The 14176-nt window shown below is 61.8% G+C and carries 11 protein-coding genes; 9 read left to right on the top strand and 2 right to left on the bottom strand.

Going from position 1 to position 14176, the window contains the following annotated elements; translation table 11 throughout:
- The first annotated feature begins 298 nt into the window (after positions 1-298).
- Positions 299-1765 (top strand): L-asparagine permease, encoded by a 1467-nt coding sequence (gene ansP / locus C3F38_RS09020; protein ID WP_038879875.1) that lies wholly within the window; start codon positions 299-301, stop codon positions 1763-1765.
- 37 nt (positions 1766-1802) lie between these two features.
- Here the strand turns inward: ansP and C3F38_RS09015 are convergent, their stop codons facing one another.
- On the bottom strand, positions 1803-2582 hold the full coding sequence (locus tag C3F38_RS09015) for a 2OG-Fe(II) oxygenase (RefSeq protein ID WP_048232990.1): 780 nt from the start codon (positions 2580-2582) through the stop codon (positions 1803-1805).
- 116 nt (positions 2583-2698) lie between these two features.
- Here C3F38_RS09015 and C3F38_RS09010 point away from each other — a divergent pair, with 116 nt between their 5' ends.
- Positions 2699-3598: a LysR substrate-binding domain-containing protein gene (locus tag C3F38_RS09010; RefSeq protein WP_047728371.1), complete on the top strand. Its 900-nt coding sequence runs from the start codon at positions 2699-2701 to the stop codon at positions 3596-3598.
- A 197-nt stretch (positions 3599-3795) separates the two neighbouring features.
- Entirely contained in the window at positions 3796-5616 is a 1821-nt protein-coding gene (locus tag C3F38_RS09005; protein ID WP_048232987.1) for a hypothetical protein, read from the top strand.
- A 32-nt stretch (positions 5617-5648) separates the two neighbouring features.
- Here the strand turns inward: C3F38_RS09005 and C3F38_RS09000 are convergent, their stop codons facing one another.
- The gene (locus C3F38_RS09000; RefSeq protein WP_047728375.1) at positions 5649-6401 is read right to left on the bottom strand and encodes an SDR family NAD(P)-dependent oxidoreductase; all 753 of its coding nucleotides are present in this window, start codon (positions 6399-6401) and stop codon (positions 5649-5651) included.
- Positions 6402-6552: 151 nt separating this feature from the next.
- Between C3F38_RS09000 and C3F38_RS08995 the strand changes: the two genes are divergently transcribed.
- The 6 genes from C3F38_RS08995 (at position 6553) to C3F38_RS08970 (ending at position 14174) form a co-directional block, all read left to right on the top strand.
- Entirely contained in the window at positions 6553-7317 is a 765-nt protein-coding gene (locus C3F38_RS08995; protein ID WP_038879863.1) for an arylamine N-acetyltransferase, read from the top strand.
- Between the two features lie 123 nt (positions 7318-7440).
- Entirely contained in the window at positions 7441-8070 is a 630-nt protein-coding gene (locus C3F38_RS08990) for a response regulator transcription factor (protein WP_038879860.1), read from the top strand.
- Positions 8070-9611 (top strand): MASE1 domain-containing protein, encoded by a 1542-nt coding sequence (locus tag C3F38_RS08985; RefSeq protein WP_047728377.1) that lies wholly within the window; start codon positions 8070-8072, stop codon positions 9609-9611. The genes C3F38_RS08990 and C3F38_RS08985 overlap by 1 nt, the downstream gene beginning before the upstream one ends.
- A gap of 84 nt (positions 9612-9695) precedes the next feature.
- Positions 9696-11000, top strand: coding sequence for an MFS transporter family glucose-6-phosphate receptor UhpC (gene uhpC / locus C3F38_RS08980; protein ID WP_055316128.1), 1305 nt, complete (start codon positions 9696-9698; stop codon positions 10998-11000).
- Positions 10997-12028: an ABC transporter substrate-binding protein gene (locus tag C3F38_RS08975; protein WP_055316127.1), complete on the top strand. Its 1032-nt coding sequence runs from the start codon at positions 10997-10999 to the stop codon at positions 12026-12028. Before uhpC ends, C3F38_RS08975 begins: the two co-directional genes overlap by 4 nt.
- Positions 12029-12095: 67 nt before the next feature.
- Complete coding sequence (locus C3F38_RS08970; RefSeq protein WP_055316126.1) at positions 12096-14174, top strand: iron ABC transporter permease; 2079 nt, start codon at positions 12096-12098, stop codon at positions 14172-14174.
- Positions 14175-14176: the final 2 nt, after the last annotated feature.

Below are 14176 nucleotides of genomic sequence, written 5' to 3'. Positions count from 1 at the left end.
TCAATCACTTTTATCGTTCGATATTTCCGTGTTGATAATGAGACTCATCTTACTGAATAATATGCGCTTTTGTTTTCAGCTTAAAAAATACACACAATTGCTCACGCTTTGCGCACAGGTTTTTTTGCCACATTTATCGGGAAACGGTAGCATGCCACGCCGTTATTTAACGGCAGCTGTATACACAATAAACAGCGGAATGATGCTACGACCTCATTCTCATTACGATTGCTGATGGCAATCGTTTGCCCTGCCGCTCAGGGCGGAGTTCATCATAGACAGGTAAACAGGACGGATAATGCACTCACAAAAAAAGTCGGCGGACGATAAACACGCCGCCAGACGACGCTGGCTAGACTCCCATGAATCCGGTTATCACAAAAGCATGGGTAACCGGCAGATCCAAATGATCGCCATCGGCGGTTCGATCGGCACCGGCTTGTTCCTCGGTACCGGCGGCCGCCTCGAACTGGCCGGGCCGGCGCTGGCGCTGGTCTATCTGGTGTGCGGGATCTTCTCTTTCTTCATCCTGCGCGCGCTGGGCGAACTGGTGCTGCATCGCCCTTCCAGCGGCAGCTTCGTTTCTTATGCCCGCGAATTTCTCGGTGAGAAAGCCTCTTACGTCGCCGGCTGGATGTATTTCCTCAACTGGGCGATGACCGGCATCGTCGACATCACCGCGGTAGCGCTGTACATGCACTACTGGGGTACCTTCGCCGACGTGCCGCAGTGGCTGTTCGCCCTCGGCGCGCTCGGCATCGTCGCCACCATGAACATGATCGGCGTGAAATGGTTCGCCGAAATGGAATTCTGGTTCGCGCTGATCAAGGTCGCCGCCATCGCGCTGTTCCTGATTGTCGGCGTGGTGTTCCTCGGCACCGGCACCCCGGTCGCCGGCCACACCACCGGCATGCACCTGATCACCGAAAACGGCGGCATGTTCCCGCACGGCCTGCTGCCGGCGCTGGTGCTGGTGCAAGGGGTGATCTTCGCCTTCGCCGGCATCGAGCTTATCGGCACCGCCGCCGGCGAGTGTAAAGATCCGGCCAAAATGATGCCCAAAGCGATCAACAGCGTGATCTGGCGTATCGGCCTGTTCTACGTCGGCTCCGTGGTGCTGTTGGTGCTGCTGCTGCCGTGGAACGCCTATCAGGCCGGCCAAAGCCCGTTCGTCACCTTCTTCAGCAAGCTGGGCGTGCCTTATATCGGCACCATCATGAACATCGTGGTGTTGACCGCCGCGCTGTCCAGCCTCAACTCTGGCCTCTACTCTACCGGCCGCATCCTGCGCTCGCTGGCGATGGGCGGCTCCGCGCCGAAGCTGATGGCCAAAATGAGCAGCCAGCAGGTGCCTTACGCCGGCATCCTGGTCACCTGCGGCATCTACGTGATCGGCGTGGTGCTCAACTATCTGGTGCCGTCGCAGGTATTCGAGATCGTGTTGAACATCGCTTCGCTCGGCATCATCGCCTCCTGGGCATTTATCATCGTTTGCCAGATGCGCCTGCGCAAAGCCGTGCACGAAGGCCGCGCGCAGCCGGTCTCGTTCAGAATGCCGGGCGCGCCGTTCACCTCCTGGCTGACGCTGGCGTTCCTGCTGATCGTGGTGGTGATGATGGCGTTCGACTACCCGAACGGCACCTGGACCATCGCCACCATCCCGGTGCTGGCGGTGCTGCTGACGCTGGGCTGGTTCGGCCTGCGCAAGCGCGCGCAGGAAGTGAAATTGGAACAGCAGGCTCACGAAGAACAAAACCCGCACTGATTCGACAAACCGCCCTCCGGGGCGGTTTTTTTATCCGCTATAACCGGCCGTAGAACGTCATTCTGGCGCTTTCAGACAGCATCACGTCCGGCTGCGCATTGTAGGCCAGCACCACCAGCATGCGCGTGATGTCGCCTTCGGTCGGCGTCACCCGGTGCATGGCGTTGCGCCCGCGAAACAGCACCAAATCCCCCTCCTCCATCGCCAGCCGTTTGGCCACCCGCTCCCCGTCCAGCACCTGCGTGACCCCGGCATAGTTCATCTCGCCGCGATCGGCGTCGCGCAGGTTCTCCACGTACTCGAAACGCCCGCCCGCCGCCGGTTTCTGGATCAGCAGAGTGATGGCGAACGACGAATTGTCGAAGTGCCAGCCCAGCTCCTGGCCGGTGTGGGCGTAATGCAGGTTGATCGACGACAGCCGATCGGCGTAGGGATACAGCTGCGCCTCATCCAGCACCGCGCAGAGGAACGCACGAAACGCCGGAGCATCGTACAGCGCACGCAGCGGCGACTGCGGCGGAATATCTTCGTCGGTAATGCAGCCTTTGGACGACACCACCAGCCGGTTGCGCGCGTGATCGGCCGGCAGCGCGTCGTCCTGCGGCCGCAGATACACGTTGTGTTTGCTGGTGGCATAAAACGCCGCGTGGTGCTGTTCGGCGCCTTCCAACCGCACCGTCGCCAGCGCGGCGGCGCGCAGAAATCCCGGCAGTACTAACGCACCGCTGCGCTCCAGCGTTTGCCGGCAACGGGCGCGGAACTCGGCGTCGTCGATGGGATGGGCGGACAGATCGATAATATCGGCAAGTTGCGGCATGACGTTCCCCTCGTGTGCGATAGCCGGATGCCTCTCACTGTAGCGAATGGCGCATTGCCGCCATAACAAAAATACGTTATGGATAAGCTAACCAATTCTTAGCGATAGCCCTGCCCATGCACTCACCGTCCCGCGCGCGCTTGCCCAAGCTGAGCGCCATTCTGGCGTTCGAAACCGCCGCCCGCACCGGCAGCCTGGCCCGCGCGGCGGATACGCTGGCGCTGACCGCCGCCGCCGTCAGCCAGCAGATCCGCCAGCTGGAGCAACACCTGGGGATCACGCTGTTCATCCGCGCCAAAAGCGGCGTCACGCTGACCGAACAGGGCGCGGACTACCTGGCCTACGTGCAGGAGGCGTTCGAAACGCTGCGCGTGGCGCAGCAGCACGTCGAGCGCCAGCGCGGCAAACAGGCGCTGACGGTGTTCGCCCTGCCGGCGTTAGCCTCCAAGTGGCTGAACCCGGCGCTGGGCGACTGGCTGGCGCAGTGCCCCGACGGCGATCTGCGGCTGCACGCCACCCATGCGGCGGTCGATTTCGCCCATTCGGCGGCAGACTTCGCCCTGTGCTTCGGCGATCAGGACTATCCGCTGCTGGAAAAGATGCAACTGTTTCAGGATCGGGTGCAGCCGGTGTGCAGCCCGGCGCTGCGCGATCGCGGCGACTGGACGCAGCTGCCGCTGATCCATGTCGATTGGGGCAAGGAGAGCCAGTTTCTGCCGGGCTGGCACGAGTGGTTCACCGCCGCCGATCGGTCACCGCCGGCGCGGCGCGGGCTGACCTATAACCTGACTTCGTTGGCTATCGACGCCGCCGTGCAAGGGCGCGGGGTGCTGCTCGGCCAGCGGCGGCTGATCGCCCGTGAACTGGCGGAAGGCCAGCTGGTCACCCTGGCCGAACCGGCGCTGCCGCTCAGCAAACCCTACTACGTAGTTTACCCACCGCGCACGCTGGAAAAACCCGGCGCAGCGGCGTTTCTGGCCTGGTTGCAAACCCTCGCATCTACAGACCAAACCTGAACCCCGGCGGCGATGTTTGCTGGCGTCAGGCACAACCCTGAACGCTTAAGCCTCTCACCTCAGCCTGTTAATTTATCTCTGCCGACCGGGACCGCGAACCGATTCGCCCTTCGGCCACAATGCCATTTCCCTATGCCGCCGCCCCTGCAATCGCCATATTGCATCGGCCTCTTATTGTCCAAAACGAGGGCTATTCCATGATTTCATTAAATGATTACGCCAACCTGCGCAGCTATGCCGGTAGCGAAACCGCGGTGATGCTCGAAAACCGCTACCATCACGGCGTATTTACCCGAGACGATGCGGATACCACCAGCCAGGACAACGGCGTTACCCTGATCGTCGATGCGCAAAACCGCCGCTGGAAGCGCATCATCAATGACGGCGATTACAGCATCGATTGGTGGCACCTGCCGGGCGATGAGCTGGATTACTCGCTGACCATTACCCGCGCGTGCAACTTCTTGCAGGTCAAAGGCGAAGAGTGGTGGCAGTTGCCTATCCCAACTACCCCGGCGGGGATTACCCTGGTTGGCCCCGGCGGCGTTCGCCCTTGTAAAACCACTGCCAACCTAAAGCTGTGGAAAAACGCCGTCGATTTTAAGGGCACCATTCTGGACTTCAGCGGCGCCACCAACATCGAGTGCGTACGCGTGCAATATTCGCTGGGAGCGCCGGCGATTTATAACCTGCGCATCGTGGGTGCCCCTGGCGCGGCGGCTAACCTGCGCGGCCTGTGCGTCTACAGCGATGCCTCTAACATGCACGGCTTGCCGGCCTGTCAGCTGCTGGTGCAAAACGTCTGGCTAACCAACCTGTACAAAGGCATCGTCTTCGGCAATAACGCCTATATCCAGAGCTGGCACAGCATCATGGTGCGCGGCTGTTTCTGGCCGATCTGGTCTGAAACCACCGCCAACGCCGGCGAAAAAATCGTCTTCTACAAATGCCTGTTCGGCGACAGCAGAAACTATTATCAGGGGGTGCACGCCCTGGCCTTCCGCGATTGTTCGTTCGACTACAGCGGCTTTAGCAATGAAACCGAACAGTTGGCCAATACCGACTATGGCTTGTTCGACCTTAAAGGCGGCACGCTGGACTTTAAAAATTGCCACTTCGAATGGGGTAACGCCAATTGCCGCAACTACCGGCCGGTCTTTACCAGCAACAACGGCGGTACGGTAAAAATCAAAGACAGCCAATGGCACAGCGTGATGACCAACAACACCGATGCCGGCAGCAGCGTGCCCTACCAATACGTCGAGTATTTCTTCTTCGATAAGTCCAGCGATCTGAGCGGAAAATGTTATATCGACGGTTTCGATCTGGTGAACGCCGACATTAAAAAAGGCTGGTCCAACAACCACATCGAGATGAAAAAGATCGTCGCACCCGGCTACGTCAACATGTGGCGCCTGCTCTATCTGGGTGATGGCGTCAACCATCTGCCGGAGCCGAGCTGGAAAGAAAGCGGCGCGCTGGCGTTGAATAACGTCTACGCCTTCGGCGGCGCACGTCTCTCGCAAACGGCGACCGCCGATCTGGCGGTAACGCTGCAAAACGGCGTGCTGACCGCCACCACCAAAACGGCAACGACGGCGGACAAACGCGTCGAGATCTACTTCCCGATCGCGAAAAACGATCTGGTGCTGTGGCGCGCCACGCTGGCCAACCTGAAAGGTCAGAGCAGCCTTGATGTCATCATCGGCACCTACCAAGGCAAGTATGTCCTGAACGGCGATGCCGGCGTCACCACCGTGCTGGAAAAAGCCTGCCAGTGGGGCCGTACCGGTACGGTAACGCCGACCACTTCGGCAACGATGACCTCGGATCGCATTACCGCACTCGACGTCGCCGAGTATTTGCCGCTGCCTGAGGGCTACGTCAATTACGCCCGTATCGCCATCGTGCTGAAAAACTTTACCGGCAGCGCCGCTCAGCCCACCTCGGTGGACCTGACCCAACTGCTGTGTCAAAAGATCGACATCGTCTCACGCAACCCACATAAATCCTGGTAACCGCACAGGCCCCGCAAGGGGCCTGTTTTCCATTAACGCGCGGTATAACCGCCGTCGATGCTGTAAAACGCGCCGGTGGTGAAACTGCTGTCGTCCGAGAGCAGGAAAACCACCGTTTTCGCCACCTCTTCCCGCGTCGCCATTCTCCCCATCGGGTGCGAAGCGGCCATCTGCGCCCGCACCGGCGCCGGCAGCGCCCCCATCGCCGGCGTATCCACATAGCCCGGCCCGACGGCGTTGATGCGCACCCCGCGCGTGGCGAACTCCAGCGCCGCCGAGCGCGTCAGGCCCAGCACGCCATGCTTGGCGGCGGTATAAGACGCAATCCCGGCAATGCCCACCACGCCGTTGGCGGAAGAGAGGTTCACTACCGCCCCGCCGCCGCCGGCGACGATCGCCGGCAGGCCGTACTTCATGCCGAAAAACGTGCCGCTCAGGCAGGTGGCGATCACCTCTTGCCAGTCTTCGACCGCATACCGATCGATGTTCACCTCGTGCGGGCCGGTGATCCCGGCGTTGTTGACCAACAGATGCAGCGCGCCGCAGCGCCGCACCGTCTCTTCAATGCCCTGCTGCACCGACGGCGCATCGCGCACGTCCATCCGCAACGTCATCACCCGTCGGCCCTCGGGATCGAGCCGCGCGGCGGCTGCGGCGAGAGGCGCGGCGTGGCGGCCGGTCATCACCACCGTGGCCCCGCGCCGAAACAGCTCGGCGGCGATCGCTTCGCCGATGCCGGTGGAAGCGCCGGTCACCAGCGCCACCCGATGTTTGAAATCTTGCATAGCCGTTCTCCTGCAACGTTGAACTCAGGGGAACAGGCTAGCGCCGACCAGTGACAGTTTGCGGCAGCAGCAACAGAGCAGCACGTAATGCGCTCACAAACGCCGCAAAGCCCGCTATTTTATGCCTACTTTTTCTCATGCGAGACACCCTGTGGATACCCAACGCTACCTGCAGCATATCGGCTTTACCGGCGCCGCCCGCCCTGACCTCCCCACGTTGCAACAGCTGCACCATCGCCACATGCTGAGCGTCCCGTTCGAGAACCTGAGCATTATTTATCATCAGGGCATCCGGCTGGCGCCGGAGGCGCTGTTTAGCAAGGTGGTCGAGCGCAACCGCGGCGGTTTCTGTTATGAGCTGAACACGCTGTTTGCTCTGCTGCTGCGCGAGATCGGTTTCAGGGTGAGCTTCATCTCCGGCGAGATCCGCGCGCGCGACGGCCATTTCGGCCCGCCCTACGACCATCTGGCGCTGCGGGTGGATCTGGAAGACCAAGCATGGCTGGTGGACGTCGGTTTCGGCGATTCCTTCCTGACGCCGCTAAAGATCGTCGTCGCCGAGCCGCAACCGCAGGCCAGCGGCACCTTCCACCTGGAACAGGAAGGCGAGTATTACCTGCTGGAGCGCCGCAACGGCGACCAACGCTCGCATGCCAAAACCCTGTATCGCTTTACGGTTCAACCGCGCGAGTTGCATGAGTTCGACGAGATGTGCCGCTTCCACAGCACCTCGCCGCAGTCGCATTTCACCCAGCGCCTGGTGTGTTCACGGCCAACGGACCACGGCCGGGTGACCCTCAGCGACATGAAGCTGATCGTAACCGAAGATCACCAGCGCCACGAAACGACGTTGCATTCGGAAGAGGAACGCCGCGCCGCGCTGTGGCAACATTTCGCCATCGATTTGGATCGTTGACGGCGCCGGCGGCGCCCTTTTATTACGATTCTGTTACACCGATTGCATAACCGCGCTTGGCTGATTGCCAGCACCGCGGCGGCAGGCATCATAGGGCCATGATTCGGCAACAGAGTGCGAAAAATGATCCGTGTGATACTGGTGGATGACCATGTGGTGGTGCGCTCCGGCTTTGCGCAGTTGCTCAACCTCGAGGACGATCTCGACGTGGTGGGGCAATACAGCAGCGCGGCGGCGGCCTGGCCGGCATTGCTGCGCGGCGACGTCAACGTCGCGGTGATGGACATCGCCATGCCGGATGAAAACGGCCTCAGCCTGTTGAAACGCCTGCGGGCGCAGAAGCCGCAGTTCCGCGCGATCATCCTCAGCATCTATGACTCCCCCACCTTCGTGCAGAGCGCGCTGGACGCCGGCGCCAGCGGCTATCTGACCAAACGCTGCGGGCCGGAAGAGCTGGTGCAGGCGGTGCGTTCCGTCGATATGGGCGGCCATTACCTGTGCGCCGACGCGCTGCGGGCGCTGCGCGGCGGCGAGCGGCCGGCCACGGCGCTGGAAGTGCTGACCCCGCGCGAGCGTGAAATCTTCGATCTGCTGGTCAAAGGTGACAGCGTAAAGGAGATCGCTTTCAAGCTCGATCTCAGCCATAAAACGGTGCACGTGCATCGCGCCAACGTCCTGGGCAAGCTGCAGTGCAACAGCACCATCGAGCTGGTGCATTTCGCCCTCGATCATCAGCTGCTGGCGGGGCATTGATGTCGCCCCGCTTCCGGCCCTGGGTTATCTCGCTGTTTATCCTGTTGGCCTGGGGCAGCGGCTGGCTGATGCTGTGGACGCTCGGTTTCTATCTGACCCGCAACGGCAACCAGGCAGCGCTGTTTCTGCCGCACGGCGTCTATCTCGCGCTGCTGATCCTGCTGGCGCGTCGCTATTGGCCCGCCTTGATCGTACCGCCGATCCTGCTGCTGTTATGGCTGCACGGCGAACGCCTGCTGAGCGGCTACGGCCTGCTGGCCGCGCCGTTTATCACCCTGTTTCCGGCCGCGGTCGCGCAACGACTCTGGCACCGTTTTCCGCTCTACTGGCAGCGGCTGACGCTGCTGCTGGCTGCGGTGACCGCCGCCTCGCTGCTCAACACCGCCCTGCTTTCGCCGTTTGTGCCAAGCCCGGCGATGCTGCTTGGCCTGGCGTCGTTTACCGGCGGCGTCTTGCTGACCCCGTTCGTCTATCTGATCTTTGAATTTCTGCGCCAACAGCACCGTTACCACCTGCTGGGGCTGGACACCCCCAACCCGCCGCTGCGCGCATCTTTGATCATCTGGTGCAGCCTGTTTTTCGTTATCGGTATCGGCACGCAGATGGTGCTGTCGCCGGAAATCGAGCGCCTGTTGCTGATCGTGGTGTTTCTGCCGAACGTGGTGATGGCGTGGAAGTTCGGCTGGCAGGGCGGCGTGCTGTCCGGCCTGCTCGGCAGCATGATGATCACCCTCGCCCGGCAGGTCGGCGTGGGGTTCGGCAATCTGGTCGAGCTGGAGATCTTTCTGGCGACGCAGGCGCTGCTCGGCATCTGCCTGGGCATCGCCATCAGCCGCCAGCAGCACCTGGCGCAAAACCTGCACCACTATCAGCGTCGCCTGGAAGAAGAGCTGGCGGCGCGGCGGGCACTGACCGAAAAACTGATCCACACCGAAGAAGACACGCGGAAAAACCTGGCGCGCGAGCTGCACGATGAAATCGGCCAGAACATCACCGCGATTCAAATCCAGTCGCAGCTGGTCAAACGGGCGCGCGATCCGGCGCAAACCCAGGCCGCCGCGCACCAGATAGGCGAGCTCGCCCGGCGCATTCATCACTCCACGCGCCAGCTGCTGCGCCAGCTTCGGCCGCCCGCGCTGGACGAACTGGCGTTCAAAGAGGCGCTTCACCACCTGCTGAGCGAATTCGCCTTTGCCGAACGGGGCATCCACTGCCGTTTCGATTACCGGCTGAGCGACACGCCCGCCGGCGAAACGGTGCGCTTCACCCTCTACCGCCTGCTGCAAGAGCTGCTCAACAACGTGTGCAAACACGCCGAGGCCAGCGAAGTCGCCATCGTCTTGTATCAACAGGGGCCGCTTTTGCACCTCGAGGTGCGGGACAACGGCATCGGCATCCGTGCGGACAAGGTGCCCGGCCTCGGCATTCAGGGGATGCGCGAGCGGGTCAGCGCGCTGGGCGGCGAGCTGACGCTGGAAACGCATTGCGGCACGCGGGTAATTGTTAACCTGCCCACAAATTTGCAACAAACCGCCGACTAACTAAGAAAAAGTCTTAGCCACTGCGGACTTTATCTCATCCCCTTTCCCTTTCACCTTCTTATAGTCACCACCAGGGAGGCGGCTATGCAGGCACGCTCGGCATCTGAAATCGATCATCGTTACCGCGCGCTGCGCCCGCGACTGCTGCTGTACATGGTCATCGGGTACGCCGCCTTTTACCTGACGCGCAAAAGCGTGAATTACGTGCTGCCGGCGCTGCAAACGGATTTGGGCCTGGATAAAGGGGACATCGGCCTGCTCGGCTCGCTGTTTTATCTGAGCTACGGCCTGTCGAAATTCGCCGCAGGGTTGTGGCACGACGGCCATGGGCAGCGCGGATTTATGGGGATCGGCCTGTTCGCCACCGGCTTGCTGAACGTGGCGTTCGCCTTCGGCGAATCGCTGACGCTGCTGCTGGCGGTCTGGGCGCTGAACGGCTTCTTTCAGGGCTGGGGCTGGCCGCCCTGCGCGCGGCTGCTGACCCACTGGTATTCGCGCAACGAGCGCGGCTTCTGGTGGGGCTGCTGGAATATGTCGATCAACCTCGGCGGCGCGATCGTGCCGCTGATCAGCGCCTTCGCCGCCCAGCGCTGGGGTTGGCAGGCGGCAATGCTGATCCCGGGCGCCGTCAGCATGGTGTTGGGCGTCTGGCTCACGCGACAGCTGACAGGCACGCCGCAGGAAGAAGGCCTGCCGTCGGTCGGCCAGTGGCGCCACGATCCGCTGGAGCTGCGCCAGGAACAGCAAAGCCCGCCGATGGGGCTGTGGCAGATGTTGCGCACCACGATGCTGAAGAACCCGATGATCTGGCTGCTCGGCGTCTCTTACGTGCTGGTCTACCTGATCCGCATCGCGTTGAACGACTGGGGCAATCTCTGGCTGACCGAAAGCCACGGCGTCAACCTGCTCAGCGCCAACGCCACGGTGATGCTGTTCGAGATAGGCGGCCTGCTCGGTGCGCTGTTCGCCGGCTGGGGTTCGGATGTGCTGTTCGGCGGGCAGCGCGCGCCGATGATTTTGCTGTTCACGCTCGGGCTGATGGTTTCCGTCGCCGCGCTGTGGCTGGCGCCGGTGCATCACTACGCGCTGCTGGCGGGCTGTTTCTTTACGGTGGGCTTTTTTGTCTTCGGCCCGCAGATGCTGATTGGCCTCGCCGCCGTGGAATGCGGGCACAAAGGCGCAGCGGGCTCCATCACCGGTTTTCTCGGCCTGTTCGCCTACCTGGGGGCAGCGCTGGCGGGCTGGCCGCTGTCGCAGGTCATCGAAGGCTACGGCTGGTCAGGCATGTTCAGTTTGCTGTCGATCGCCGCCGTTCTTATGGGTTTATTGCTGATGCCGCTGCTGATGGCGAGCGTCGCCACCTCTACCGAGAGAAGGATAAAACAATGAAAAAAATGTGGGTCACTACCCTGATAGCTTCCGGCATCGCGCTGGCCACGCTGAGCGGCACCGCGCACGCCAAGGGCCGCCTGGTGGTTTACTGCAGCGCCACCAATGAAATGTGCGAAGCGGAGACCAAAGCCTTCGGCGAGAAATATGACGTGAAAACCTCGTTCATCCGCAACGGCTCCGGCAGCACGCTGGCAAAAGTGGACGCCGAGAAGAAAAACCCGCAGGCGGACGTCTGGTACGGCGGCACGCTCGATCCGCAATCCCAGGCCGGTGAAATGGGGCTGCTGCAGCCCTACAAATCGCCGAACCTCGAACAGGTGATGCAACAATTCCGCGACCCGGCGAAGCTGAAAGGCAACTACTCCTCGGCGGTCTACGTCGGCATCCTCGGCTTCGGCGTCAATACCCAGCGCCTCAAAGAGAAAAACCTGCCGGTGCCCCAGTGCTGGAAAGACCTGACCAAACCGGAATACAAAGGCGAGATTCAAATCGCCGATCCGCAGAGCTCCGGCACCGCTTACACTGCGCTGGCGACCTTTGCCCAGCTGTGGGGAGACGATCAGGCGTTCGATTACCTCAAGCAGTTGAACGCCAACGTCTCGCAGTACACCAAGTCCGGCATTGCCCCGGCGCGCAACGCCGCCCGCGGTGAAACGGCGATCGGCATCGGTTTCCTGCATGACTACTCACTCGAAAAAGAACAGGGCGCGCCGCTTGAGCTGATCTCGCCTTGTGAAGGCACCGGCTACGAAATCGGCGGCGTCAGCATCCTCAAAGGCGCACGTAACCTCGACAACGCCAAGCTGTTTGTGGATTGGGTGCTATCGAAAGAGGCGCAGGAACTGGCATGGCAGAAAGGCAAGTCCTATCAGATCCTGACCAACACCACCGCCGCTACCTCGCCGAACTCGCTGAAGCTCGACGATCTGAAGCTGATCAACTACGACATGGACAAATACGGCTCGACCGAGGTCCGCAAGGCGCTGATCAATAAATGGGTCAGCGAAGTCAAGATGGGTAAATAAGCCCACATTCTGCGCCTGTTGCCGGGTAAGCCTCACGCCTTACCCGGCCTGAACATCCGGGAAACTTATGTCACATACACATGCACTCCATCTCGTGAAAAAACGAGATGCGATATTCCTTTGGGTCTTGCTTGGCTGGCTGGCGTTCGCCCTGCTGCCGAGCTGGAGCCTGGATTACGGCCTGCTGGAGTCCACCGGCGATGAAATCCTCGCGGCCTACGGCTGGTCACACCGCAATGTCAGCTGGCTATGGTGCCTGTTGCCGAGCCTGCTGCTGCTTCGTCCTTACGCCCCGGCGGGCGGTGAACGGCGGCGGCGCCACGCGTTCGATGCCGGCTGGGCGCTGCTGTGCATGGCCTTTATCGTCGTCAGCGCCACGGTGGCGGGGCGCGGTTTAGGCTACGCCACCCTGGTGCAGTTGACCGCGCTGGGCGCCATCATGACGCTGGCGCTGACCCGCCTCGAATGGCTGGGCGGCGACCGTTTCGTTATCGGTGCGCTGGTCACCATCGTGGCGCTGATCGGCGTCTTCATCGTCTGGCCGAGCATCGCGATTTTCATCCCGATGTTCACCGACCAGGCGGGGGCATTCGCGCCGCTGGCGTTTATGAACGTGCTGTCGCAGGCGCATATCGTTCAGGTGATCCTCAACTCCATCGCCCTGTCGATCGCGGTCGGCGCCGGCTGCACCTTCTTCGGCCTGGTGCTGGCGATTTACACCACCCGCATCGCCAAACGCAGCGCCATTATCGGCCGCATTTTCTCCATCCTGCCCATCGTCACGCCGCCGTTCGTCGTCGGCCTGGGCGTCACGCTGATGATGGGGCGCTCCGGCTACGTCACCGAGTGGATGGTGGCCTGGTTCGGCCTGACCAACACCAACTGGCTGTACGGCTTTACCGGCATCTGGCTGGCGCAGGTGCTGGCGTTCACGCCGATGGCGTTCATGATCCTCGACGGCGCGATCAAGACCATTCATCCTTCGCTGGAAGAGGCCTCCTACACCCTGCGCGCCAGCCGTTGGCAAACCTTTAACGGCGTGTTCGTGCCGCTGCTGAAACCGGCGCTGGCCAACGCGTTTCTGATCGTGGTGGTGCAATCGCTGGCCGACTTCAGCAACCCGCTGGTGCTCGGCGGCAACTTCGACGTGCTGGCGACGCAAATCTATTTCTACATCACCGGCTCGCAGCTCGACTATCAGGCCGCCAGCACCCTCGGCGCCTTCCTGCTGCTGTTCTCGCTGCTGGTGTTCTGCATCCAGTACCTGTGGATCGGCAAGCGTTCCTACGTCACCGTGTCCGGCAAATCCTATCGCGGCGACGTACAGCCGCTGCCGGTCACGCTGGTGTGGAGCGTGATCGCGTTGCTGGCGGTGTGGGTAGCCTTTAACGCCCTGCTCTACGGCAGCATTTTCTACGGCAGCTTCACCGTCAACTGGGGGGTGGATTACACGCTGACGCTGGATAACTTCATCAAGCTGTTCGGCCAGGGCATGAGCGACGGCGCGTGGCCTTCGCTGCTCGACACGCTGCTGTACGCCGGGATCGCCGCGCCGATCACCGCCGCCTTCGGCCTGCTGATCGCCTGGATCGTGGTGCGCCAGCAGTTCAGGGGCAAAAAGACCATCGAGTTCACCACCATGCTGTGCTTTGCGGTGCCGGGCACCGTGGCGGGCGTCTCTTACATTCTCGCCTTCAACAGCGCGCCGGTGTACCTCACCGGGACGGCCGCCATCGTGATTATCTCGATGGTGATGCGCAACGTGCCGGTGGGCATTCGCGCCGGGATCGCCGGGCTGGGCCAGATAGACAAATCGCTGGACGAAGCCTCGCTCAGCCTGCGCGCCGGCTCGCTGCGCACCATCACGCACATCCTGCTGCCGCTGCTGCGCCCGGCGATCCTGTCGGCGCTGATCTACAGCTTCGTGCGCGCCATCACCACCGTCAGCGCCATCGTTTTCCTGGTGACGCCCGATACCCGCGTGGCCACCGCCTACATCCTCAACCGCGTGGAAGACGGCGAATACGGGGTGGCGATCGCCTACGGTTCAATTCTGATCGTGGTGATGCTGGCGATTATTTTCCTCTTTGACTGGCTGATCGGCGAGGCACGCATCTCCCGTTCAACAGCCAAAAACCAGGCGTAATG

The sequence above is a fragment of the Serratia sp. SSNIH1 genome (assembly GCF_002935055.1).
Classification (GTDB): Bacteria; Pseudomonadota; Gammaproteobacteria; order Enterobacterales; family Enterobacteriaceae; genus Serratia; species Serratia nevei.
This window is presented reverse-complemented; position numbering and strand designations above follow the sequence as displayed.